The organism is Arthrobacter mobilis (assembly GCF_012395835.1).
GTDB lineage: Bacteria > Actinomycetota > Actinomycetes > Actinomycetales > Micrococcaceae > Crystallibacter > Crystallibacter mobilis.
This window is the reverse complement of record NZ_JAAZSQ010000020.1, coordinates 42,849-66,502: the sequence shown is the minus strand read 5'-3', so window position 1 is coordinate 66,502 and position 23,654 is coordinate 42,849. Positions and strand designations below refer to the sequence as shown.

Below are 23,654 nucleotides of genomic sequence, written 5' to 3'. Positions count from 1 at the left end.
GTCCGGCCCAGCGGCCTCGAACGGGCTTGCGCTGTTGAAATCGTTAGGGTGCTCCGCGAGCTGCGCCCCGAGGGCGTCGTACGCACCGAGCGGGACCGGATCGTCATCGTGGATCCCGGACGACTCATCGTAGAGCAGGGATGGAACTCAAGTTCCTGACAAGGATGCCGCTCCGGTCGACACTGTAGCCATGACGACCATGAACAGGCACATGACGGCTGTCCAAAATCTACGGGCACTGGAAGAGCTGGGGGCGCGTCTTGAAGGTCTGTTGGTTCTTCCGGGCAGCGGCTCGTATGACGCACAGCGGCGAGTCTGGAACGGCTCAATCGACCGCTGTCCCGCCGCCATCGTCCGCTGCGCGAGCGTAGCGGACGTGGCAGCCGCGCTGCGGTTCGCCCGTGTCCACGACCTCCTAGTGGCCGTGCGCGGCGGTGGCCACAGCTTCCCCGGTCATTCGGTCTGTGACGGCGGCATGGTGATCGACCTGTCGTTGATGCGAGGGATCCGGGTGGACCCGGAGGCCCGGACCGTGTGTGTGCAGGGCGGTGTGCTGTTGGGTGAGCTGGACGCCGCGACGCAGCCGTACGGGCTCGCCGTCACCTCGGGCATCGTGACCCACACCGGGGTCGCCGGGCTGACGCTGGGCGGTGGGATGGGCTGGATCATGCGGAAGTACGGGCTAACCATCGACCAACTGCTGTCCGTCGAACTGGTGACAGCTGACGGGGAGCCGGTCAGGGCCAGCACCGCTGAGAATGCCGATCTGTTCTGGGGTGTGCGGGGCGGAGGCGGCAACTTTGGGATCATCACCGAGTTCAAGTTCCGACTGAACCCGGTCGGCCCGGAGGTCTTCGCCGGCCCGGTCTTCTGGCCGATGGAGGACGCGTCCGAGGTCCTCCGGTTCTACCGGGACTGGGTCGCCGACTGCCCGGACGAACTGATGACGATCGTCGTCCAGCGCCGCGTCCCCGACCTCCCGGTCATCCCCAGGGACCTGGTGGGTCGCCACGTCATCGTCGTAGTGGCTTGTCACCTGGGGCCGGTCGACGACGCGGAGCGGGTGATGCGACCGCTGAAGTCGTTCGGTCGACCGTTGCTCGACTTGTGCCAGCCCAAACCCTACCTGGTGCACCAGTCGATGTTCGATCCCGGGTTCCCGCACGGTTGGTGGTACTACTTCCGCACATGCGACATCGCCGCGCTCACAGATGACGTAATCGGCGTCATGGCCGAACAGGGGCGCCGGATCGTCTCGCCGATCACGAGCGTCGGGTTGTGGCAGATGGGCGGCGCGGTCGCCCGTGTCGGTGAGGATGAGACCGCCTTCCACGGACGCGGAGCGGGGTTCACGTTCAACATCAACGGCAATTCCTATTCCGCAGAGGGGTTCGATGCCGAACGTGAGTGGGCCCGTGACTACTGGACTGCTTTGCAGCCACACCACACCAGCGTCTATGTAAACTTCCTGATGGACGAGGGAGAGGACCGGGTGCGCCAGGCGTACGGTGTGGCGAAGTACGACCGGCTCAAGGCGCTCAAGCGAGCATATGACCCACACAACGTGTTCCGGCTCAACCAGAACATCAGACCTGACTAGGGCCTGTCCTGTGATTTATCGCAGCCACAGGAACGCGGCGGCCAGCAGCAGCTCCGAGCGGTAGTAGTGGCGTCGTCCTTGACGACGGCCTCGGCCAGGATCTACTCCCACGTCCCGTTCAGGGTCCACTTGCGCAACCGCTCATGGGCGGTCTTCCACGGCCCGTAGCGTTCGGGAAGGTCCCGCCAGGGTGCGCCGGTGCGCAGCTTGAACACGACCGCATTGATCACCTGCCGGTGATCGCGCCACTGCCCGCCGCGCCCCCGAAGACGGCAGCAGCGGCTCGATCCTCGCCCAGGCCTTGTCCGTCAGTTCGCCTCTGCCAACCATCCGACAGGTCCAACACGACTTGCCCCCAGATTCACAGGACAGACCCTAGTCGATCCGGTCTCGCCAACTGTGCGGCGAACCGCCAACCAGCGTCAGGCCTCGTCTCCGCCCAGATTGCCAGCCTAGTTGGAAGACTTCCAACTACCCCTGCCATTGCTTCCAACTAGGGTGCTTTTCTTCCACCTAGGCCTGCATCTCACAGACGACTAGAAATCCCAGTCCTCGTCCTCGGTGTTCACAGCCTTGCCGATCACGTACGAGGAACCGGAGCCGGAGAAGAAGTCGTGGTTCTCGTCCGCGTTGGGGCTCAGCGCCGAGAGGATCGCCGGGTTCACGTCGGTAACCGAGGACGGGAACATCGCCTCGTAGCCCAGGTTCATCAGGGCCTTGTTGGCGTTGTAGTGCAGGAACTTCTTCACGTCCTCGGCCAGGCCCACCGAGTCGTAGAGGTCGTGGGTGTACTGCACCTCGTTCTCGTACAGCTCGTAAAGCAGCTCGAAGGTGTAGTCCTTGATCTCCTGGCGCTTCTCCTCGGAGACCTGCTCCAGGCCCTTCTGGAACTTGTAGCCGATGTAGTAGCCGTGCACCGCCTCGTCGCGGATGATCAGCCGGATCAGGTCAGCGGTGTTGGTCAGCTTGGCGCGCGAGGACCAGTACATCGGCAGGTAGAAGCCGGAGTAGAAGAGGAAGGACTCCAGCAGGGTGGAGGCCACCTTCTTCTTCAGCGGGTCGTCGCCAAAGTAGTAGTCCATGACGATTTGCGCCTTCTTCTGCAGGTTCGGATTCTCCACGGACCAGCGGAAGGCGTCGTCGATCTCCTTGGTAGAGCACAGCGTGGAGAAGATCGAGGAGTAGCTCTTGGCGTGCACCGACTCCATGAACGCGATGTTCGTGTAGACGGCTTCCTCATGCGGGGTCAGCGCATCGGGGATCAGGCTGACCGCGCCGACGGTGCCCTGCACGGTGTCGAGCAGGGTCAGGCCGGTGAAGACCCGCATGGTGAGCTGCTGCTCTTCAGGGGTCAGGGTGTGCCAGGACTGCACGTCGTTGGACAGCGGCACCTTCTCCGGCAGCCAGAAGTTGTTGACCAGCCGGTTCCAGACCTCCACGTCCTTCTCGTCCTGGATCCGGTTCCAGTTGATCGCCTCGACGTGGTGGAGGAGCTTGACCTTCTCCGTCATTTCTAATCCTCGGGTTTCTGTATCGCTGAGTTAGGTAGGTGGGGAGCTACGACGGCGGCGGGCGGCTGCCGCCGCCGTCGCACCTTTTAGTTGCCGGGGGCCACTAAAGCATGCATGAAACGCAACCCTCCACCTCAGTCCCCTCCAGCGCGAGCTGGCGCAGGCGGATGTAGTAGATGGTCTTGATGCCCTTCTTCCAGGCGTAGATCTGGGCCTTGTTGATGTCGCGGGTGGTGGCGGTGTCCTTGAAGAACAGCGTCAGCGACAGGCCCTGGTCCACGTGCTGGGTGGCCGCGGCGTAGGTGTCGATGACCTTCTCGTAGCCGAGCTCGTACGCGTCCTGGTAGTACTCCAGGTTATCGTTGGTCAGGTACGGGGCCGGGTAGTAGACGCGGCCGATCTTGCCTTCCTTGCGGATCTCGATCTTCGAGGCCACCGGGTGGATGGAGGAGGTCGAGTTGTTGATGTAGGAGATCGAGCCGGTCGGCGGCACCGCCTGGAGGTTCTGGTTGTAGATGCCGTGCGCCATGACGGATTCCTTCAGGGCGGCCCAGTCCTCGCGGGTGGGAACGTGGATGTCCTTGAAGAGCTCCTTGACCTTTTCGGTCTGCGGCAGCCAGTCCTGCCCGGTGTACTTGTCAAAGAACTCGCCGCTGGCGTACTTGGAGTTCTCGAAGCCGCCGAACTTCTCGCCCGTTTCCTTGGCGATGGCGTTCGAGGCGCGCAGGCAGTGGAACAGCACGGTGGCGAAGTAGACGTTGGTGAAGTCCAGGCCCTCTTCGGAGCCGTAGTGGACCCGCTCGCGGGCCAGGTAGCCGTGCAGGTTCATCTGGCCCAGGCCGATGGCGTGGGACTGGGAATTGCCTTCGGCGACGGAGGGCACCGAGTTGATGTGGGACATATCCGAGACCGCACTCAGCGCGCGGATGGCGGTCTCGATGGAGCCGCCGAAGTCCGGCGAGTCCATGGTCTTGGCGATGTTCATCGACCCAAGATTGCAGGAGATGTCCTTGCCGACCTCGGCGTAGCTCAGGTCCTCGTTGTACACCGACGGGGTGGAGACCTGCAGGATCTCTGAGCACAGGTTGCTCATGGTGATCTTGCCGGCCACCGGGTTGGCCCGGTTCACCGTGTCCTCGAACATGATGTACGGGTAGCCGGACTCGAACTGGATCTCGGCCAGGGTCTGGAAGAACTCGCGGGCGTTGATCTTGGTCTTCTTGATCCGCGCGTCGTCCACCATCTCGTAGTACTTCTCGGTGACGGAGACGTCGGAGAAGGGCATGCCGTAGACGCGCTCGACGTCGTACGGGGAGAACAGGTACATGTCCTCGTTCTTCTTGGCCAGTTCGAAGGTGATGTCCGGAACCACCACACCCAGGGACAGGGTCTTAATCCGGATCTTCTCGTCCGCGTTCTCGCGCTTGGTGTCCAGGAAGCGGTAGATGTCCGGGTGGTGGGCGTGCAGGTAGACGGCGCCGGCGCCCTGGCGGGCCCCGAGCTGGTTGGCGTAGGAGAAGGAGTCCTCGAGCAGCTTCATCACGGGGATGACGCCGGAGGACTGGTTCTCGATCTGCTTGATCGGCGCGCCGTGCTCGCGGATGTTGGTCAGGGACAGCGCCACGCCGCCGCCGCGCTTGGACAGCTGCAGGGCGGAGTTGATGCCGCGGGCAATGGACTCCATGTTGTCCTCGATGCGCAGCAGGAAGCAGGAGACGAGCTCGCCGCGCTGCTTCTTGCCGGCGTTGAGGAAGGTGGGCGTGGCCGGCTGGAAGCGGCCCTCGATGATCTCGTCCACCAGGCGGGTGGCCAGTTCCTCGTCACCGCGGGCCAGGTGCATGGCCACCATGCAGACACGGTCCTCGTAGCGCTCCAGGTAGCGCTTGCCGTCGAAGGTCTTCAGCGTGTAGGAGGTGTAGAACTTGAAGGCGCCGAGGAAGGTCTCGAAGCGGAACTTCTTCTTGTACGCGCGCTTGAACAGGTCACGGATGAAGTTCATCGTGTACTGGTCCAGCGTCTCGCGCTCGTAGTAGTCGTTCTTGACCAGGTATTCGAGCTTCTCGTCCAGGTCGTGGAAGAACACCGTGTTGTTGTTCACGTGCTCCAGGAAGTACTGGCGCGCCGCCCAGTGGTCCGCCTCGAACTGGATCTTGCCGTCCGGCCCGTAGAGGTTCAGCATCGCGTTGAGCTCGTGGTAGCCGAGCCCCTTGTACGCTGCCGGCAGCTCCTTGGATTCCTTGGATTTACCTACTGCGGCATCTGCGACTGTCGTGTCCAAAAGTCTTCCAAGCCCTTCTTAACGCGGTCGACGTCTTCGGACGTCCCCATGAGTTCAAAACGGTACAGGCGGGGTACCTGGCATTTGGCCGCGATCTTGTCCGCAGCCAGGCAATACGTAGTGCCGAAGTTCGTATTGCCTGCCCCGATGACTCCGCGCAGCAGGGACCGGTTCTGCTCCTCGTTAAGGAACTTAACCACCTGCGGCGGAATGGAATTCCTGCCCGACTCCCCGCCATAGGTGGGGACGATCAGCACAAACGGCCTGAGGGCATAAATCGTTTCATCACTGGTCCGAAGCGGGATGCGTGCAGCTTCCAGCCCCAGCTTCTGCACGAAGCGGTGGGTGTTTCCCGAAGCCGAGGAGAAGTAGATCAGTGCGGCGTCGGTGCTGGAGCCAGGTTGCTGTCCCGGACCATGCATGATGGCGGCGTCGGCCGCTTGAACAGCAGCCATGGAGTGTGCCTCCGTAACGTGGGGGGTCAGGCTACCTCGGCGGCGTGCTGGGCCAGTTCCTCGATCTTGTCCGGGCGGAAGCCGGACCAGTGGCCCTGGTCGGTAACGACAACCGGAGCCTGCATGTAGCCGAGGGCGCGGACACGCTCGAGGGCGGCCGGATCCTGGGACAGGTCAACGCTCTGGTATTCGATGCCCTTCTTGTCAAGAGCCCGGTAGGTGGCGTTGCACTGAACACAGGACGGCTTGGTGTAAACCGTGACAGTCATGATCCCTCTTCCCCTTGGGAAAACTATGCGAATGTGAACTTATCGAGAGTTCCGCGGCGCTTCCCGCGGATCCGGCGAACCGTGACCCTCCAGCTGTGTCAATACTACATCTAGTGATGAGGGCTCGGGGGGACCCCTAGATGATGTATTACAAGTATGTCATTTATCACTCCGTGAGTCCACAGGCACTGGGGATATTCCGGCCCCGGAAAAGCCCGGATTTCCGCAGGTTTCGCTCGGTCGTCCACACCCTGTGGACCCGGTTCCCACAGCCGGAAAAAACTCCGTGTCGCGTTTCCTCGGCGTGTCGCCGGCAGCTCCCGAAAGCTCCCTCCCAGCTGGTTCCCAGCCCAGTTCTGGTTCAATGGGCTCATGGTCAATCCGGTCCACCTGCGCACGCTGCTGGAGGTCACCCGCAGGGGCTCCTTCGCCGCGGCCGCCCTGCAGCTGGGCTACACCGCCTCGGCAGTTTCCCAGCAAATGTCAGCCCTCGAACGCGAAGCCGGCGTGAAGCTGTTCGAACGCTCGGCGCGCAGCGTGCAGCCCACGGAAGCCGCCGTCGTCATGGCCCGCCACGCAGCCAAGGTGCTCACGGACATCGACGCCCTGCTGGCCGCGACGGCCAGCACGCACGAGACCACCAACCAGGAAATCCGGCTGGGCATCTTCCCGAGCCTGGCCACCCACGCCCTGCCCAAGCTGCTGCGCACGCCCGGGTGGCGGGACCTGGGCCTGAACCTGAAGGTGTTCGTGGCCGAGCCGGCCCAGACCATCCAGGGCCTGCGCGCCGGCGGCGAGCTGGACATCGCCCTGGTGTACCAGGTGGGGCAGGGCGGCCTCGCGTGGCCGCATACCGTGAGCCGGCAGTGGATCGGCGACGACAATTTCCGTGTGGTGCTGCCGGAGTCCTGGGGCATCCGGACGGGGGCGCAGGTCTCAGCGTCCCAGCTGGCGGAGATGCCGTGGATCATGCACCATCCCGGAACCAGCGATGCCACGGTGATCGAGCGGCTGTTCGCCAGCTGCAACCTGCATCCGCGGGTGACCGCATACTGCGACGACTTCAATGCCAGCCTGGAACTGGCCTCGGCTGGGGTGGGCGCGGCGCTGGTGCCCGAGCTGGCCATGCAGCGCGGCACTGACGGCGTGGTGGTGCTGGATGTGCCCGAGATCCGGCTGGCGCGCAACATTTTCGCCCTGCTCATCAATGACCACCAGAGCGCCCGGATGGACCTGTTCATGGACCAGCTCTCCGGCGTCCTGCGCCAGCTGAGCATCGCGCCCCGGCGCAAGTGACCCGGGTCGCGGCGCGCCTGTGCCGCGGGCTCAGGCCTCCGGCCCGGATGTCAGGTAGTTGTGCACCTCGAAGACTTCGACTTCGGGCTCGGGCAGGCCGGCCTTGGCCAGCAACGGGCCCACCTGGTCCCGGTAGTAGGCCTCGAACAGCTCCCTGCTGCGCCACACGTCGGTGACGCGGATCCCGGAGTCGGTGGCGGTGACCCAGTGGTACAGCCCGCCGGGCGCGCCGGGGCCTCCCGGGGCGAAGTTAAGCTGCCGGAGGATGTCGTCGTACTGCTGCAGAGTTCCGCCGGGAATGGTCAGGACGGCTGCGATGGCCATGATCTGTTCCTTATCTTGTGCGGGATATTGTTGGGGCGCCGGCGTGCTCCGGCAGTTACGGCACCGGCTGGTCCGGGACGACCGCCCGCGCCAGCTCGGCGAGGATGGCCTCGTCGGCTGCCACATAGTTGCCCTGGGCGTCGAAGGCGCCGGGCGCGTACGTGGTCGCCACCGCGATGGCCAGCTTTTCGGACGGCAGGTAGCCGGCGGCCGCGCCCGCCCCGGCGAAAAGCTTGGTCTGGGTGATCCACGGACCGCGCAGGATGACGCCGAGACCGTAGGAATGCTGGCCGGTATTGGTCCGGCACACCGGACAGCCCGGCGTCTCCTCGCCGAAGCCGGCCAGTTCCGGGGAAACCTGGGCGCTGTGCGAGGCGCTCGAGAGCAGCGTGCCCTCCCCTGCCGCCGCGATGGAGGTGGCCAGATCCGCGATGCCCGAGACCTGCACCGCCCCTGCGGCCGTGGTCCACGACGGGTTCCAGAAGGTGGCCTCCTCGTAGAAGGCCGTGTCCGCCGGGATGTCCAGGGCCTCCCGCCGTTCGGAGCTGTAGCTGTGCAGCACCGGCTCCGGCAGCCGGGGCGTGGACAGACCCTGCGTCTGGCGCAGCTTGAGCGGTTCGATGATGTAGCTGCGCATGAGCTGGTCCATCGGCATCCCTGCCGCCTTCTCCAGCACCCGGGCCAGCACCACGTAGTTGGTGTGCGAATAGCCCCAGTTGGTGCCCGGCTCGAACATCATCGGCTTCGAGGTGCCGATCTCCAGCAGTTCCTCGGTGCTCCACTGCCGGAACGGGTCCCGGGTCACGCCGTCGAGCACCTCCGGCTGGTAGACGTAGTCCGCATAGCCGGCGGTCATGTTCGCGAGCATCTTCAGGGTCACGGCGTCGGCCTGTGGAAGGTCCGGCAGGTACTGGCCGACCTTATCGTGCAGGTGCAGCTTTCCCTCGTCCACGAGCCGGAGCAGGATGGTGCCCATGTAGGTGAAGGCCATCGCGCCGTTGCGGAAGTGCATCTGCGGCGTGGCCGGCACGCCGGTCATGGATTCGCCCGCGGCACCCTCGTAAAGGACCTGACCGTCCCGGGTAATGCGCACGATGAGTGCGGCGAGGCTGTGGCGGGTCATCGAGGACTTGACGATGTCGCCGATCCGGGTGGGGCTGTCCCCGCCGCCGCCGGCCGGATCCGTATCCGGCGCCGTCGTCGCTGGCCGTACGACGGCGGTGGTCCGGTCCGGCGGCGCCGTTCCCGGCCCGGCCGAGCCGGTGACCATGACGAGCGCGGCGGCCGCCCCCAGGCCCAGCAGTGTCCGCCAAGGATGGGACCGGATAGCTGCTCCCACGGCTGTTGCTCCTTACTTGTGCGGATCGGGGCGTACCCCGCTCATTGGAGTGGGTCCGTCCCCGCCGGGCCGGTGTAGACCTGCCGGGCGACGGCGCGGGCGATGGTGGTGGCCGGGCTCCGGCCGTCCGGCGCCGGAGTCAGGTTCGTCCAGACCACCAGCGTCACGTGGTTCGCCGGGTCGTGGGCGGCGAAGGTGCTGAAGCCCGGGAGTTCGCCGGCATGGCCGTAGAGTCCGCCGAACCTGGCGATGGCCAGGCCGTACCGGGCGGTGTCCAGGCTGCCTGCATCCGGGGATTTGGTGCTGGCCAGCCGGACGCGCTGGAGCCGCGCATCGAGCAGGTTCCCGCGGACCAGCGCCTCGGCCCAGGCGGCCAGGTCCCCCGCAGTGGAAATGCCGGCGCCGGCGGCCCAGACCCACGAGGGGTTCAGCTCCGTGACGTCGCGGGGCTTCAACGCGCCTTTCCTGGCCCGCTGCTGCAGGGCCGCCGGGAGTGCCTGGCTGTACAGCATGCCGGTGTTCGTTCCGTACATGTAGCCCCGCGGGTGCGGTGCCGGCAGGCCGCTGACGCCGGGGAAGGGAAACAGCGTGTCCGCCAGTCCCAGCGGGGTGAACAGGCGGTCCTGGAAAATCCGGGCCAGCGGCTTGCCGTCCAGCTTCTCGGCGATCAGGCCCAGCAGGACGGCGTTGGTGTTGGAGTAGTAGAACCCGTTGTCCGGGGCGAACCAGGGCTTCTGGCCAAAGGCCAGATCCAGCAGCTCCTGGGGCGACCAGACCTTGCGCGGGCCGCTGTCGAGGGCCTGGTTCAGCTCCGGAGTCTCACTGTAGCTGTACAGCCCGCTGCGCATGTTCAGCAGCTGGGCAATGGTGATCTTCCTCCCATTGGGTACCCCGCGGTGGTACTTCGAGACCGGATCGTCCAGCTTCAGCCTGCCTTCCTGGACCAACTGGAGGATCACGGTACCGGTCCAGGTCTTCGTGATGGAGCCGATCCGGGTACGGTCCGCCAAGGTTACCGGGTCGGATCCGCGGTACGTCCTGGTGCCGTGGGCGAAGTTGAAGTCCCCGTGAGGAGTCTTCAGGACGACGACGGCACCCGGCACCACGAGCTCGGCGGCCAGGGACTTCACGGTCTTCTGCAGCGCCTGCCTGTTGAGCGGACGAAGCGCCGGGTTGCGCGCCGGTGCAGAGGCGGTTGGCGCTTTGGCCGTGGCGGCCGGGGACGTGCCCGGGACCGTTGCCGGCTGACCTGCAGCCGTGGCAGTGGAGACAGCAGGCGTGCCTGACGCCGGCGCCGAGGCCGCGGGCGCCGGCGCAGCCGGGGCGGACTGCGGAGGCGCCGTCGTCGTGCATGCGCACAACAGCACGGCGGAGACTGCCGCAAGCGCTGCGGACGTGGCCGCTCCCCCGCTTCTCACCGCCGGGCTCCGCCGTCCACGTGGACTCCCCTGCCAGACTCCGGGCCGCTCTCCAGGTCCGGCCGGCCGGCCGGACCGGACGCGTCATGGAACTTATTGGCGACGAAGCGTTCCACGGATTCTCCAGTGCTGCATCAGGCACGTTCAGGCGCTGCGTAGGTGCCATGATGGCACAGACGCCGGCGGCTGTCTGCTGCATCCATTCACCCCGGCAGCAGGCACGTCAGGAGAGCAACACCGGATCCGGAAAACAGCAGGAGCCGCCCGGTGAACGGCTCCTGCTGTCAAAACAAAGGACCTGCCGGAAAGATCCGGCAGGTCCTGATCGGTGGAGCTGAGGGGACTCGAACCCCTGACCCCCTGCATGCCATGCAGGTGCGCTACCAGCTGCGCCACAGCCCCGTACGGGAGACGGACAACCCCTTCAAGAGAGTCCGTCAGTGGAGCTGAGGGGACTCGAACCCCTGACCCCCTGCATGCCATGCAGGTGCGCTACCAGCTGCGCCACAGCCCCGTTTCCGGTTTGCTTTCCTCGAAAGCAACTCGAATATTCTATGCAGACTTACACGCGTATTCCAAATCGAGGAACCGGGGCGTGTCGGGCGGACCGCCGGTGCCGCTCCCCCGCCGGCTCCTGTCCGCCGAGGATCCTTGCTGTACGCCTTTGCCTGTGAGGCAATGCCCTGACCTGCGGACATGGGGCGGACGGGGGCGTTAAACAACGGAGCAGCCCGCCCCACCGGGGACTGGCTGCTCCGTATGCCGGCCGCCGTGGCGGCGGAGACCGTGGTTTCCTGCGGCCTACTCTGCGTCGACCTGGCTGGGCGCTTCCTCCAGCTGCAGGTCGATGGCCGGGCAGTCCTTCCACAACCGCTCCAGGGCGTAGAAAACGCGGTCCTCCTCGTGCTGGACGTGGATAACCACTTCCGCGTAATCAAGCAGGACCCAGCGGCCCTCGGTGCGGCCCTCCCGGCGCACCGGACGCAGATCCTGCTTGTGCAGTTCTTCCTCGATGCTGTCCACGATCGCATTCACCTGGCGCTCGTTCGGGGCCGAGGCGATCAGGAACACATCGGTAATCGCCAGCCGGTCGCTGACATCGATGGCGATGATGTCGCGGGCAATCTTCGCCGCGGCCGCTTTTGCTGCGGCGCGGGCGATCTCGATGGACTTTTCAGAGGCGGTCACGGGACTCCTTGTAAGGTGGCTGCCGGCAGCAGCAAGGGTAATGGACGCAGCATGGGCCGCGGTATCAGTTGCTCATTCCGATGATCATCATGATCAGGCCGAGGGCGAAAGCCAAGCCGCCCAGGGCCAGCGAGCCGATGACCAGCAGACGGTCCCGGTTGGCCTTGGCCAACCCGGCAGTCCGCGCGTCCAGCGGTTCGAGTCCGTGCGCGCGGGTGGCCCGCAGCGGCTGGGCGCCGCCCTCGGCAATATCCGGCAGCGGTGCCGGACGGCGGGTGGCCGGGGCCGGACTGCGGCGCGTGGCAGATCCCTGTCCCTGGCGTGTAGCCGGGGTCTGGCTGCGGCGGGTGGCGGGCGCCTCGCTCCGGCGGCCGGCCTGGCTGCGGCGGGTAGCCGGTGCGTCGCTGCCGCGGGCGGCGGGCGCCTCGCCCCGGCGGCTGGCCGGAGCCTCGGCACGGCTCGAGGCGGAAGCCTCGGCACGGCGGGGCTGGACTGAGGCGGCGCTGCCCGCTGCCGCCTCAGCCTTGGCCAGCAGGCGCGAGCGGGCACCGGACTGATCCGCTGTGGCTGCTTCCGGCGCCTGCCCCGAGGTGGACGATGCCTTGGGTGCAGGCCGGACCGTGGATACCGGCTGGGTCCTGGGGGCGCTTCCGCCGGCCTTGGGCTTCACCGCCGCCACCGGCTGCGTCCTGGGGACAGCTTCCGGCTTCGGTGCAGGCTTGGCCTTGGCCGCCGGCTGAGTCCGCGGTGCGGGCGCCGCCTTGGGGGCTGCAGCCAGCTTGGGCACGGCCTGAGTGCCGGTCCCGGCCGCCCCGGAACCGGAAGACTGCGGGTTGTCCGCGCTGCCGGGCGTACGGCCGGACTTGGTTCCGGCCGCTGCCGGCGCTTCCGACTTTGCCGGCTGCTGAACCGGAGCCGGGTCCGTAGTAACCGGCACGAAGGAAGTCGCTGCCGGGCGCATCACCTGGCGGTCGCTGCCGGGCAGCCGGACGAATTCCATCGGTGCCGACACCGGGTCCCGCACTACCGCCGGCAGGACAGCGGCTTCGCGGCCCTGCTTGGTTTGCTCACTCAGCCGCTGCTTGTCCGCGGCACGGCGGTTCAGGATTGCCGCACGTTCGGCCAGAGCCTTCTGTTCGGCCAGCAGCTTCAAGTCAACCTGACTGGGATCCTGTCCCGCCTCGGTTTCCAGCAGCTGGGCCAGGCCGGCCGCGTGGTTCATCAGCTCGTCACGGGCAGCCACCGCGTCTTCGGCAGTGAGGTTCGCGCCGTCGTCCGGTTGGGACTCCCGGCGCTCACGCCGGTCCCTGCGCCCGCCGCGCAGCGCGGGCCGCTCGGGATTGTAGGCGGCGTCGGCCACCATGCCGGGGCCCTCCAGGTCCCCCGCTCCGGACTGCTGCAGCTGCGCCGCCTGGTCCCGGGTGCCCTCAGCCGGTGCCGGCACCACGGACGCCGCGCCGCCGGCACCGAGCCCGCCGACGTGCTCGCGCTCCAGCTGCTGCATGCGCAGCTGGCGCCGGGTGGGCACAGCCGCCGGCTCCTGCACGATCTTTGGCATCGAGCCGGTGAGCGCATTGAGCACCTGGCGCGCCTCACGGTCGCGGGCCCGCACCTGGGAGGCGCGCTCGGACCCGGCACCCGCCGAAGTCTCCGCCGCTCCCCCGCCGGCACCGGCCGGCGCCGCACCGCGGGCCGGGGCTGCAACGGCATCCAGGGACCGGGGGGTCTCGAGCGCCACCCGGCCTCGCTGGTCCGAGCCGGACGGCGCGAGGCGGGCCTGCAGGCGGGCCTCTCGGCGGCTCCGCGGCGGCTGGGAATCCTGGCTCATGAAACTTACTTCTATCCCGTACTGTGGTCTTCGTCGCGGCCGGCTCTAGGCCGGCACTTCCGCCCCGGAAGTTACCGGGCGGTAAAGACGATGTTTGGCTATGTACTGTACTACCCCGTCAGGTACCAGGTACCAGACGGGATGATCGTGCGCGACCCGCTCGCGGCAGTCCGTGGAGGAAATGGCCATCGCGGGTACTTCCAGCAGGCTGACATCGTCCCTGCCGAGGTTGTGCAGAACATGGCCGGGCCGGGTCACGCCCACGAAGTGGGCCAGGGCCCACAGCTCGTCCTTGTCCTTCCAGGACACGATCTGCGCCATCGCGTCGGCACCGGTGATGAAGAACAGCTCGGCTTCAGGTCTGGCCGCACGCAGGTCGCGCAGGGTGTCGATGGTGTAAGTGCGTCCCGGACGGTCGATGTCCACCCGGCTCACGGTGAAGCGGGGGTTCGAGGCCGTGGCGATCACCGTCATCAAATACCGGTGCTCGGCCGGGCTGACTTCCCGGTGCGACTTCTGCCACGGCTCGCCGGTGGGGACAAAAACCACTTCGTCGAGACCGAAAACGGCAGCAACCTCGCTGGCGGCAACCAGGTGGCCGTGGTGGATCGGATCGAACGTCCCACCCATCACGCCCAAACGGACCTTCCGGCCGGCCGCAGGTTTGTGGCCCAGCACCGTTAGTGGCGGACGCCCTGGCCGTGATCGTGCTTGTTCGGGTGCTGGCGGTGCGGATCCGCGTGCTCCTCAACTGCCGGGTGGCGGTGCCCCACGCTCCGGAAGGCAATGGTCGAGAACATCAGCAGCAAGAAGATGCCGAAGATCACGGATCCGACGAGGAGGGGCGAGACGTGCGCCTCGGCGTGGGTTTCGGTAGCGGCAAGGAGCTGGATCAGCATGGTTCTCCCTGGAAGATGGTCGGTCCGGCGGCACCCGCCGCACGGTAAAAGGAATCATTCCCATGGTACGCGGTTCACCGCGGTATCCGAATTCCGCAACGCAGCCGGATACCTGCCCTGGCGCGCCGCACCGTCCCACTGCTCGCTTCGCTCGCAGCGGCGCCTTCGGAGTGGGGCGCGAGGGACCGCAAGAGAACGGCCAGGGGTCCCCGTGCGCGAAGCGTGCGGGGCAGGCCGTGAACGGGCGGCGCAACCGCCGGTCCAAGCCTTCCCGCAGCTCGCAAGCTCGCCGCAGGGCCCTTCGGCCTGAACCTTTGCGGGATCGCCCCAATCCCTAGCGCGTCGCACCGTCCCACTGCTCGCTTCGCTCGCAGCGGGGCCCTCGGAGTGGGGCGCGAAAGACCCGTAAGAGAACGGCCAGGGGTCCCCGTGCGCGAAGCGTGCGGGGCAGGCCGTGAGCGGGCGGCGCAGCCGACACTGCGGGAGCACCCCAATCCCTAGCGCGTCGCACCGTCCCACTGCTCGCTTCGCTCGCAGCGGGGCCCTCGGTGCTAGCTGCGGGTCTGGCCCTCGCCCTGGACGATCCACTTGGTGGTGGTCAGTTCCTGCAGGCCCATGGGGCCGCGGGCGTGCATCTTCTGGGTGGAGATGCCCACCTCGGCGCCGAGGCCGAACTCGCCGCCGTCGGTGAAGCGCGTCGAGGCGTTGACGATCACCGCCGCGGAGTCGATTTCGGCAATGAACTTCTCGGCGTTGGAGAGGTCGTTGGTGATGATCGCCTCGGTGTGCCCGGTGGTCCACCGGCGGATGTGGCTGATGGCCTCGTCCATCGAGTCGACCATCGCCACGGCGAGGTCAAGGTCCATGTATTCCCGGCCCCAGTCCTGGTCAGTGGCAGGCTCCGCGGCCACGCCGTCGGGCAGGAGCTGCGCCACGCGGCCATCCACGTGCAGCCGGACTCCGGCGGCGGCCAGGGCGGCCAGCACGGCCGGGGCCGCGGCGGCGCCGGAGTGGACCAGCAGGGTCTCCACCGTGTTGCAGACCGAGGGGCGCTGGGTCTTGGCGTTGAGCAGGATCTCCACGGCCATCTCCTCGCGGGCGGACTCGTCCAGGAAGATGTGCACGTTGCCTTCGCCGGTTTCGATCACCGGGACCCGGGCGTTGTTCACGACCGTCTGGATCAGGTCCCGGCCGCCCCGGGGAATGAGCACATCGACGCGGCCGCGGGCCTGCATCAGGACGTTCGCTCCGGCCCGGCCGTACTCATCCACGGTCTGGACGGCGTCCGCGGGCAGTCCCACGCGGTCCAGGGAATCGCGGATGATGCCGATGAGGGCGGCATTGGTGCGGGCGGCCGCGCTGCCGCCGCGCAGGATCACCGCGTTACCGCTCTTGAGTGCCAGACCGGCAATGTCCACGGTCACGTTGGGGCGTGCCTCGTAGATCGCGGCCACGACCCCCATGGGGACGTGGACCTGGCGCAGGCGCAGGCCGTTGGGCAGGGTTTGGCCGCGCGCGACCGTACCGACCGGGTCCGGCAGCGCGGCCAGGCTGCGCAGCGCGGCGGCCAGTCCGTCGATCCTGCCGGCGTCCAGGCTCAGCCGGTCCAGCAGGGCCTTGCTGGTCCCGTTCTGCCGGCCCGCTTCGAGGTCCTCCCGGTTGGCGGCAATCACCGCGTCCCGCCGGGCGACCAGCGCATCGGCGATCTCCAGCAGGGCCTGGTCCTTCCAGGCGCGGTTGGCGCGCGCCATCCGCCGCGACGCTTCCCGGGACCGGTCGGCGATGGCGTGGACAGCCGCGGTGACGTCCTGCGGAACGGTGCCGGCCTGCGCTTCGGGTGCGGCGGTTCCGGAGGTGTTCGTTCCGGCGGCGGTGCGGGGTACGGCGGTCTCAGTCATACCTTCGATACTACAATCCCAGGGCAATCCGGGCCGAAGTCGCGAGTGGTGCGCTCCCTACAGGACCACCAGGTCATCCACGTGGATCACTTCGCGTTCGTACTGCCGGCCCAGGCTGGAGGCCAGTTCCCTGGTGGAGCGGCCCAGCATGCGCGGCAGTTCATAGGAGGAAAAGTTCACCAGCCCGCGGGCCACTACCTGGCCCTGTGCATCGGCCAGTTCCACCGGGTCGCCCGGTTCGAAATCGCCCTTGACGGAGGTGATCCCTGCGGGCAGCAGCGAGCGGTGGCGGTCGCGCACCGCCTGCACGGCGCCGTCGTCGAGGGTCAGCCGCCCCTGGATGGAGGCCAGGTGCGCCAGCCACAGCAGCCGCGGGGTCCGGCGCGAACCGTTGACGCTGAACCAGGTGCCCACGTCCTCGCCGGCCAGGGCCGCCGCCGCATTGGCGGTGGAGGTCACCAGCGCCGGGATGCCCGAATTGGCGGCGATGTTCGCGGCCTCGACCTTCGTCACCATCCCGCCGGTGCCCACGCCGGCCTTGCCGGCGCTGCCGATGTTCGCGTCGGCCAGGTCGTGCGGGCCGGTGACCAGGGGGATGCGGGTCCCGCCGGCCTGCGGCGGCCGGTCGTAGATCGCGTCCACGTCGGAGAGCAGCACCATGGCGTCGGCCTTGACCAGGTGCGCCACCAGGGCCGCCAGACGGTCGTTGTCGCCGAAGCGGATCTCGTGCGTGGCCACCGTATCGTTCTCATTGACCACGGGAACGACGCCGAGGTGCAGCAGCCGGTTCAGCGCCCGGTAGGCGTTGGCGTAGTGCTGGCGCCGCATCAGGTCCTCCGCCGTGAGCAGGACCTGGCTCACGGTGATGCCGTGGGCACCGAAGGCCTGGGTGTACCGGGCCACGAGCAGGCCCTGGCCTACGCTGGCGGCGGCCTGCTGGGTGGCCAGGTCCCGCGGCCGGCGTCCCAGGCCCAGCGGTGCCAGCCCGGCGGCGATCGCCCCGGAGGAGACCAGGATGATCTCCGAGCCGGCGTTGCGGCGCTCGGCCAGCACGTCCACCAGGGAGAGCAGGGCCTCTTCGGAAATGCCGCCGGCAACCGAGGTCAGCGAGGACGAGCCGACCTTGACCACCAGGCGCTTGGCGGTGCGCAGCAGGCTGCGGTCGGCCCGCACCGGCCGCTTCGCCCGCGCCGGGGTCTTCACGCTGCCGCCGGTGTTCTTGACCCGCTCGGCCATCGGTGCACTACTCGTCATCGTCGTCGCCGGCCTGCTGCTCACCGTCGATGGACTCGGTCCAGATGCCTGCCTTGCGCTCGGCTTCCAGTTCGGCACGGGCGGCCGCCTTGGCGTCCTTGCGCTCCTGGTACTCCTCGCGCTTCTGGACGCGGGTGGGGCGGATGAACTCCTCCAGGCGCGCGTCCGTGCCACGCGGGGACGCCAGCAGTTCGGCGCCGCCGACCATGGTCGGCTCCCAGTCGAAGACCACACCGTCCTCCCCGCCGATGACCACCGTGTCCCCTGGCTTGGCTCCGGCCTTGAACAGGCCGTCCTCGACCCCGAGCTTGGCCAGGCGGTCGGCCAGGAAGCCGACGGCTTCGTCGTTGTTGAAGTCGGTCTGCTGGACCCAGCGCTCGGGCTTGTCGCCGAGCACGCGGAAGAGCGGCTGGAGGCCTTTTTCCTCCCGGCGGATGGTAAAGCCGGCCTGATTGACCGCACGCGGGCGCAGCACTGCGGGCTTGACCTTCGGCGGGGCGGTCTTGACCGCCTCGCGGGCTGCCTCGACGATCTCCGCCATGGCGAAGCCCAGTTCCCGCAGACCCTCGCGGGTCATGGCGGAGACTTCGAAAACGCGGTAGCCGCGCTCTTCCAGTTCCGGGCGGACAAACTCGGCCATCTCCTTGCCGTCGGGCATGTCCACCTTGTTCAGCACCACCAGGCGAGGACGCTGGTTCAGCGGCACCACTTCCCCGTCCACACCGGCGTAGCTCATGTCGACCGCGTACTTGTCCAGCTCGGCCTCGATGATCTCCAGGTCCGAGATCGGGTTGCGGTCGGTCTCGAGCGTGGCGCAGTCGAGCACATGCACCAGCGCCGCGCAGCGCTCCACGTGGCGCAGGAAGTTGTGGCCCAGTCCCCTGCCTTCGCTGGCACCTTCGATGAGGCCGGGCACGTCGGCAATGGTGAACCGGGTGTCCCCGGCCTGCACCACGCCCAGGTTCGGGATCAGCGTGGTGAACGGGTAGTCGGCGATCTTCGGCCGGGCGGCGGACATCGCCGCGATCAGGCTGGACTTGCCCGCCGAGGGGAAGCCGACCAGCGCAATATCGGCGATGGACTTCAGTTCCAGGACGATGTCGCGGGCTTCCCCGGGGATGCCCAGCAGCGCAAAGCCGGGCGCCTTGCGCTTGGGCGAGGACAGGGCGGCGTTGCCCAGTCCGCCCTGGCCGCCGGCAGCGGCCACGAACTCGGTCCCCTCGCCGACCAGATCCGCCAGGACCTCGCCGTCCAGGCTCTTGACCACTGTTCCGTCCGGCACGGGCAGGACCAGCGTCTCGCCGTTCTTCCCGTCCCGCCAGTCACCCATGCCGCTGCCGCCGTTGGTGGCATGGCGGTGCGGGGCATGGTGGTAGTCCAGCAGGGTGGTGGTCTGGTGGTCCACGCGCAGGATGACGTCCCCGCCGTTGCCGCCGTTGCCGCCGTCGGGCCCGCCGAGGGGCTTGAACTTCTCCCGCTTGACGGAGACGCACCCGTGGCCGCCCGTCCCGCCGGATACATGCAGAACTACCCGGTCAACGAAAGTTGCCACGTCTATCTCCTTGATGCTGGTGTGCGGTACTGGCGCGGTGCTGGTGCCGGGACGCAGTGCCGGGCGGGCCGGCGGCTGGGACGGCCCACTTGTGATTCTAGTCTGGTTAAAAAGCGGTGAGGCGGACCCGTGGCCCGCCTCACCGTGGAGCTGGTTACTGCAGCAGATTACTCGGCAGCTGCCGTGACGATGTTGACGACGCGGCGGCCGCGGCGGGTACCGAACTCGACGGTGCCGGCCTCGAGGGCGAAGAGGGTGTCATCCTTGCCGCGGCCAACGTTGGCGCCCGGGTGGAAGTGGGTGCCGCGCTGGCGGACGAGGATCTCGCCGCCGTTGACGAGCTGGCCGCCGAAGCGCTTGACGCCCAGACGCTGTGCGTTGGAATCGCGACCGTTGCGAGTGGAGCTCGCACCTTTCTTATGTGCCATTAGCTATGCCTGCCTTATCTAGCCTGTGATGTCGTGGAAAACTTCTGAAGGACCTGCAGCGCCCTTAGGCGATGGAGGTGACCTTGACCTTGGTCAGTTCGGAACGGAAGCCCTGGCGCTTCTTGTAGCCGGTCTTGTTCTTGAACTTCTGGATGACAATCTTCGGGCCGCGAAGATTCTCGATGACCTCGGCGGTCACGGTGACCTTGGACAGGGCATCTGCTTCGGAGGTGACCTTGTCGCCGTCAACCAGGAGCAGTGCGGGCAGCTCGATGGTGCTGCCGGCTCCAACGGCGACGCGGTCCAGGGTCACGAAGTCTCCAACGGAAACCTTTTCTTGGCGGCCGCCGGCGCGGACAATCGCGTACACCACTTGGGAACTCACTTCTCTCGACGTCTAATACATTTCTGCGCTTCGATATGCAGGCGGCGATTCCGCCCGTTCAGCGCTGTGCAGTCGCGCCTACGAGATTTTCCCTTCGAAGGCGGTCGCACCGAAGATCCAGCCTACGCCATGGCGGCTAATTCCCGCAAATGGCGCAGCTGCGGGACGGCGCACCGTCCACCAGGATCTCCGTCCGGCCGGAGGAAGGCCTCCGCCGGGGCGGAGCCGGTTCCACGGCCGGGGCCAGTCTACGCCCTGCCGGGGCGGCGGTTACGCATAGACACGCGGGGCATCGAAGAAATCCAGCTCGTAGCGGCAGGACTGCTCGAAGGCCGTGCGCATCCGCTGCCGGCCGGCAGCGGTTTCCGCGGCCGCCGCTGCGTCCATGATCGCCACGGCCTGGCGGGTAGCCTCGGCGAAGCTCTCGTCCGCGTACGTCTGCAGCCAGGCAGCGTAGGGATGGTCCTGGTCCGCGGCGGCCGGGCCGGCCTGCAGCTGCTCCCCCACATGGGCGTAGAGCCAGTAGCAGGGCACGACGGCGGCCACCAGTTCGCCGTAGCTGCCGTTGCCGGCAATGGCGAGCAGGTGGTCCACGTACTGTTTGGTGACCGGTCCCTGGCCGCCAGGCACCTCGCGTCCGGCCAGCCAGCTGCGGTGCAGTTCGGCCTCGACCTCCAGGCACTGGTGCGCGCCCTTGGCCCAGAACAGCTGTTCCGCCTCGGTCGGCGCCAGCGCACTGGCCCGGGCCAGCACCCGGGAATAGCTGTTGAGGTAGCGGGCATCCTGGGCCAGGTAGTAGCCGAAGTGCTCCTCCGCCAGCGTACCGGCGGCCAGTTCGCGGATGAACGGCAGGGCCAGGATGTCCTCGCGCACGCCGGCGGTCTGCCGCCACAGCTCCTGGCTGAATCCCTGCGCCGGGTGGTCCGCCGGCTGCAGGTGGTGGAAATGGTGGATCGGTCCGTGCCCGCGGCCCACCTCGAGTTCCCCGGAGCGCTCCAGGGCCCCGGTGAGCCAGTGCTTGACCTGGCGAAGGGTCAGGGTCCAGTCCAGGGTGCGGGCCTGGACGGTGGCCACCGCCGCGGAGAGCGAACAGCCGGTGCCGTGCGTATTCACGGTGTCCACCCGCGGTGCGGACAGCTCCACCACGTCCTGCCCGGGGCCTGCGGCGGCGTCCACCAGCGCGTCCGGGCTGTCGGCTCCCTGCAGGTGGCCGCCCTTGACCAGCACCTTCAGCCCGTGGCGGCGGGACAGCTCCCGGCCCTGCTCCAGCGCCTGTGCCCAACTGCCGGCCACGGGCACTTCCAGCAGGGCGGCCAGTTCGGGCAGGTTGGGCGTGACCAGGTCCACCAGTGGCAGCAGCCCGCGCAGTGCGTCCTCTGCCTCGGGCCGCAGCAGGCGGTCGTTGCTCGTGGCCACCATGACCGGGTCCAGCACGACGATCGGCGGGCGGGTTTGCTCCAGCCAGGTCTTGACGGCCAGGATCGCGGGGGTGTCTCCGAGCATGCCGATCTTGACCGCGTCGATGGCCACGTCGTCGCTGACCGCCCGCAGCTGCTCGGCCAGGAAGTCGGCCGGCGGTGTGTGGACCGACCGGACACCGCAGGTGTTCTGCGCCACCAGCGCGGTGACCGCGGCCATGCCGTAGCCGCCATGTGCGGCAATGCTCTTCAGGTCCGCCTGGATCCCGGCGCCGCCGGTCGGGTCGGTGCCGGCAATGCTGAGCACCCGGGGTACCGGGCGCGGCAGGGCTGACGGCGCATACTCCGGTTCCGGTGCCTGCCGTGCCTGCTGTGCTGTGTCCAAGACCGTTGCTTCCGTCACTTCTGCTGTCGCTCCTTCTATGGCTTCTGTTCTCGCCATGGGCGGTGTTTCTTCCTGGGTCAGTTCCACTGCGCTGCAAGCTGCCGGGCAGCGGCGGCCGGGTCCGCGGCCGCGCAGATGGCGGAAACGACGGCGACGCCGGCGGCTCCTGCCGCCTTCAGCGCCGCGACGTCCGCCGTCGTAATGCCGCCGATGGCCACGCACGGCAGCGGTGCGGCCGCTGCGGCGGCCGCGAATCCTGCCACGCCCAGCGGCTGCGGGTGGTCGGGTTTGGTCGAGGTGGGGTGGATGGCGCCCACGCCCAGGTAGTCGACGGTGCCGGTGGGCAAGCCGGCGGCTTCGCGCAGTTCGGCGCCGGTGGCGGCGCTCAGTCCGATGATGGCCTCCGGGCCGGCCAGCCGGCGGACCAGCTGGGGGGGGGCAGGTCGGACTGGCCGATGTGCACGCCGTCCACATCGGCTCCGGCCGCACGGGCCGCCAGGTAGACGTCCACCCGGTCATTGAGCAGCACCGGCACCCGGCCGGCGGCCGCTTCGGCGACCGCGGCCAGCAGTGCCAGCAGCTCGCGGGCCGGCGCGTCCTTGTCCCGCACCTGCACGCAGGTCACGCCGCCGGTGATGGCTTCGGCGACCACTGCCGCGGTGCTGCGCTCTCCGCACAGCCGGGTGTCGGTGACCAGGTACAGCGGCAGACACGACGAGGGTTCCCTGCGGGCCATCAGCGCGCTGCTTCCGGCTGCGGCGCTTGCTCCAGCCCGTCCGGGTCCAGCGCCGCCAGACGCAGCGAGGCGGCGATGTCCGCCGGCGTCACGGAGGCCAGTTCGTCGAGGAAGGCGGGCGCGAAGCTGCCCGGGCCGGATGCCAGCCGGGCCGCCCGTTCGGCGGCGACGGTGTAGGTGCCGGTGGCCGCGGCGGCGGCTAGGACGGCGTCGGACGTTACGGCGCTGAAGGCTGCCATCACGGCCCCGAGCGCGCAGCCGCCGCCGGTCACCCGGGTCAGCAGCACGTCGCCGTTGTCGATGCCGAGGCAGGTCCGCAGGCCGCCGGGGCCGAAAACCAGATCCCGGGCGCCCGACACGGCCACCGCCGCTCCGGTGTCCCCGGCCAGCTGCCGGGCCGCGCCTGCCGCAGCGGCAGGGCTGTCAGTGGCGTCCACACCCCGGCCGCCGGCACCGCTGCCGGCCAGGGCCAGGATCTCCGAGGCGTTGCCGCGGATGATGGCCGGGCCCATCCCCGCCAGCTCCTGCGCCGCCGCGGTGCGGACCGAGAGGGCACCGACGGCCACAGGGTCCAGGACCCAGGGGGTGCCGGCGGCCCGGGCTGCACCGGCGGCCTCGAGCATGGCGGTGCGCTGGGAAGCCGCAGGCGTACCCAGGTTGACCAGCACCCCCGAGGCAACCGGGGCGAACTCGGCGGCTTCGCCGGGAATGTCCACCATGGCGGGGGCTGCGCCGACGGCCAGCAGCACGTTGGCGGTGAAGTTCGTGACCACGGCATTGGTGAGGCACTGGATGAGCGGCTGCCGGGTCCGGACCGCCTCCAGCAGCCGGGCACAGTCCTCTGGTGTGTAGCGAATAGCCATCCGCGACATCCCTTCGCTAGTCCTAACTAGATCAGGTTCAACGGGTATTCATCTCAGCTGCGCCCGACGGCCAGCACCCCGTGTCACTGGGTTCAGACTACCGCAACGGCCCGCGGCCGCCGCATTGTTGCGCAGCTCCGGCCGCTGTCCTGCCCTGGCCGTTGCCGAAGGGCCGGGCGGGGACGCTGGCGGCGGACATGATGCCTTCCGTATTTGTCCTCGGGTCCTCCGCGGTTGGGGCAGATGTGGAGTAGCGTCATTTGTGTCACCAACGTCACCACAGAAAGATTTGAACAGCCCGCCGGCCCCGGCTACCTTCCAGGTCATCCA

General features: G+C 68.0%; 22 protein-coding genes, 2 tRNA genes, 1 pseudogene and 1 riboswitch. Of the genes and pseudogenes, 2 read left to right on the top strand and 23 right to left on the bottom strand.

The window, feature by feature from the left end; all coding sequences use genetic code 11:
• Positions 1 to 190: 190 nt before the first annotated feature.
• On the top strand, positions 191 to 1,600 hold the full coding sequence (locus tag HGG74_RS17000; protein WP_168488284.1) for an FAD-binding oxidoreductase: 1,410 nt from the start codon (positions 191 to 193) through the stop codon (positions 1,598 to 1,600).
• A gap of 104 nt (positions 1,601 to 1,704) precedes the next feature.
• On the opposite strand, the pseudogene HGG74_RS16995 reads toward HGG74_RS17000, so the two are convergent.
• From HGG74_RS16995 to nrdH, 5 genes and pseudogenes are all read right to left on the bottom strand, one after another.
• Positions 1,705 to 1,930, bottom strand: a pseudogene (locus HGG74_RS16995) (transposase); the annotation flags it as partial.
• Positions 1,931 to 2,136: 206 nt separating this feature from the next.
• A complete protein-coding gene (gene nrdF, locus HGG74_RS16990) occupies positions 2,137 to 3,111 on the bottom strand; it encodes a class 1b ribonucleoside-diphosphate reductase subunit beta (RefSeq protein ID WP_168488283.1) in 975 nt (324 codons plus the stop codon).
• A 103-nt stretch (positions 3,112 to 3,214) separates the two neighbouring features.
• The gene (nrdE, locus tag HGG74_RS16985) at positions 3,215 to 5,335 is read right to left on the bottom strand and encodes a class 1b ribonucleoside-diphosphate reductase subunit alpha (RefSeq protein WP_168488321.1); all 2,121 of its coding nucleotides are present in this window, start codon (positions 5,333 to 5,335) and stop codon (positions 3,215 to 3,217) included.
• A gap of 23 nt (positions 5,336 to 5,358) precedes the next feature.
• Positions 5,359 to 5,811 (bottom strand): class Ib ribonucleoside-diphosphate reductase assembly flavoprotein NrdI, encoded by a 453-nt coding sequence (gene nrdI, locus HGG74_RS16980; protein WP_246262986.1) that lies wholly within the window; start codon positions 5,809 to 5,811, stop codon positions 5,359 to 5,361.
• 59 nt (positions 5,812 to 5,870) lie between these two features.
• Positions 5,871 to 6,113: a glutaredoxin-like protein NrdH gene (nrdH, locus tag HGG74_RS16975; protein ID WP_168488279.1), complete on the bottom strand. Its 243-nt coding sequence runs from the start codon at positions 6,111 to 6,113 to the stop codon at positions 5,871 to 5,873.
• A 372-nt stretch (positions 6,114 to 6,485) separates the two neighbouring features.
• On the opposite strand from nrdH, the gene HGG74_RS16970 reads away from it, so the two are divergent.
• Positions 6,486 to 7,409: a LysR family transcriptional regulator gene (locus HGG74_RS16970; protein WP_168488277.1), complete on the top strand. Its 924-nt coding sequence runs from the start codon at positions 6,486 to 6,488 to the stop codon at positions 7,407 to 7,409.
• Between the two features lie 30 nt (positions 7,410 to 7,439).
• On the opposite strand, the gene HGG74_RS16965 is transcribed toward HGG74_RS16970, so the two are convergent.
• The 18 genes from HGG74_RS16965 to thiM all read right to left on the bottom strand — a co-directional run bounded on the left by HGG74_RS16965 (position 7,440) and on the right by thiM (position 23,324).
• A complete protein-coding gene (locus tag HGG74_RS16965) occupies positions 7,440 to 7,733 on the bottom strand; it encodes a hypothetical protein (RefSeq protein WP_168488275.1) in 294 nt (97 codons plus the stop codon).
• A gap of 55 nt (positions 7,734 to 7,788) precedes the next feature.
• On the bottom strand, positions 7,789 to 9,072 hold the full coding sequence (locus HGG74_RS16960; RefSeq protein ID WP_168488273.1) for a serine hydrolase domain-containing protein: 1,284 nt from the start codon (positions 9,070 to 9,072) through the stop codon (positions 7,789 to 7,791).
• Positions 9,073 to 9,113: 41 nt separating this feature from the next.
• Positions 9,114 to 10,202 carry a serine hydrolase domain-containing protein gene (locus HGG74_RS16955; protein WP_312856882.1) on the bottom strand — a complete coding sequence of 363 codons (1,089 nt, stop codon included), beginning with the start codon at positions 10,200 to 10,202 and terminating at the stop codon, positions 9,114 to 9,116.
• A 617-nt stretch (positions 10,203 to 10,819) separates the two neighbouring features.
• Positions 10,820 to 10,892 (bottom strand) — tRNA-Ala (locus HGG74_RS16950).
• Positions 10,893 to 10,931: 39 nt separating this feature from the next.
• Positions 10,932 to 11,004, bottom strand: a tRNA-Ala gene (locus HGG74_RS16945).
• Between the two features lie 287 nt (positions 11,005 to 11,291).
• Complete coding sequence (gene rsfS, locus HGG74_RS16940; RefSeq protein ID WP_168488271.1) at positions 11,292 to 11,678, bottom strand: ribosome silencing factor; 387 nt, start codon at positions 11,676 to 11,678, stop codon at positions 11,292 to 11,294.
• A gap of 64 nt (positions 11,679 to 11,742) precedes the next feature.
• On the bottom strand, positions 11,743 to 13,506 hold the full coding sequence (locus HGG74_RS16935; RefSeq protein WP_168488269.1) for a hypothetical protein: 1,764 nt from the start codon (positions 13,504 to 13,506) through the stop codon (positions 11,743 to 11,745).
• A gap of 45 nt (positions 13,507 to 13,551) precedes the next feature.
• On the bottom strand, positions 13,552 to 14,136 hold the full coding sequence (nadD, locus tag HGG74_RS16930) for a nicotinate-nucleotide adenylyltransferase (RefSeq protein ID WP_246262983.1): 585 nt from the start codon (positions 14,134 to 14,136) through the stop codon (positions 13,552 to 13,554).
• Positions 14,137 to 14,186: 50 nt separating this feature from the next.
• Positions 14,187 to 14,405 carry a hypothetical protein gene (locus HGG74_RS16925; protein WP_168488265.1) on the bottom strand — a complete coding sequence of 73 codons (219 nt, stop codon included), beginning with the start codon at positions 14,403 to 14,405 and terminating at the stop codon, positions 14,187 to 14,189.
• A gap of 551 nt (positions 14,406 to 14,956) precedes the next feature.
• Positions 14,957 to 16,303: a glutamate-5-semialdehyde dehydrogenase gene (locus HGG74_RS16920; RefSeq protein ID WP_168488263.1), complete on the bottom strand. Its 1,347-nt coding sequence runs from the start codon at positions 16,301 to 16,303 to the stop codon at positions 14,957 to 14,959.
• 57 nt (positions 16,304 to 16,360) lie between these two features.
• On the bottom strand, positions 16,361 to 17,458 hold the full coding sequence (gene proB, locus HGG74_RS16915; RefSeq protein WP_246262981.1) for a glutamate 5-kinase: 1,098 nt from the start codon (positions 17,456 to 17,458) through the stop codon (positions 16,361 to 16,363).
• An 88-nt stretch (positions 17,459 to 17,546) separates the two neighbouring features.
• Positions 17,547 to 19,109: a GTPase ObgE gene (gene obgE, locus HGG74_RS16910; RefSeq protein ID WP_168488261.1), complete on the bottom strand. Its 1,563-nt coding sequence runs from the start codon at positions 19,107 to 19,109 to the stop codon at positions 17,547 to 17,549.
• 167 nt (positions 19,110 to 19,276) lie between these two features.
• Complete coding sequence (rpmA, locus tag HGG74_RS16905; protein WP_168488259.1) at positions 19,277 to 19,537, bottom strand: 50S ribosomal protein L27; 261 nt, start codon at positions 19,535 to 19,537, stop codon at positions 19,277 to 19,279.
• Positions 19,538 to 19,601: 64 nt separating this feature from the next.
• On the bottom strand, positions 19,602 to 19,910 hold the full coding sequence (gene rplU / locus HGG74_RS16900; RefSeq protein ID WP_168488316.1) for a 50S ribosomal protein L21: 309 nt from the start codon (positions 19,908 to 19,910) through the stop codon (positions 19,602 to 19,604).
• Between the two features lie 282 nt (positions 19,911 to 20,192).
• Entirely contained in the window at positions 20,193 to 21,782 is a 1,590-nt protein-coding gene (gene thiD, locus HGG74_RS16895; protein WP_168488257.1) for a bifunctional hydroxymethylpyrimidine kinase/phosphomethylpyrimidine kinase, read from the bottom strand.
• Positions 21,783 to 21,802: 20 nt separating this feature from the next.
• Positions 21,803 to 22,114, bottom strand: a complete 312-nt coding sequence (locus tag HGG74_RS22015; RefSeq protein WP_281356164.1) for a thiamine phosphate synthase — start codon at positions 22,112 to 22,114, stop codon at positions 21,803 to 21,805.
• Positions 22,111 to 22,461: a thiamine phosphate synthase gene (locus HGG74_RS22010; RefSeq protein ID WP_281356162.1), complete on the bottom strand. Its 351-nt coding sequence runs from the start codon at positions 22,459 to 22,461 to the stop codon at positions 22,111 to 22,113. The genes HGG74_RS22015 and HGG74_RS22010 overlap by 4 nt, the downstream gene beginning before the upstream one ends.
• Complete coding sequence (gene thiM / locus HGG74_RS16885; RefSeq protein WP_376766152.1) at positions 22,461 to 23,324, bottom strand: hydroxyethylthiazole kinase; 864 nt, start codon at positions 23,322 to 23,324, stop codon at positions 22,461 to 22,463. The genes HGG74_RS22010 and thiM overlap by 1 nt, the downstream gene beginning before the upstream one ends.
• A riboswitch (TPP riboswitch) is annotated at positions 23,316 to 23,415 on the bottom strand. It overlaps the preceding gene by 9 nt.
• Positions 23,416 to 23,654: the final 239 nt, after the last annotated feature.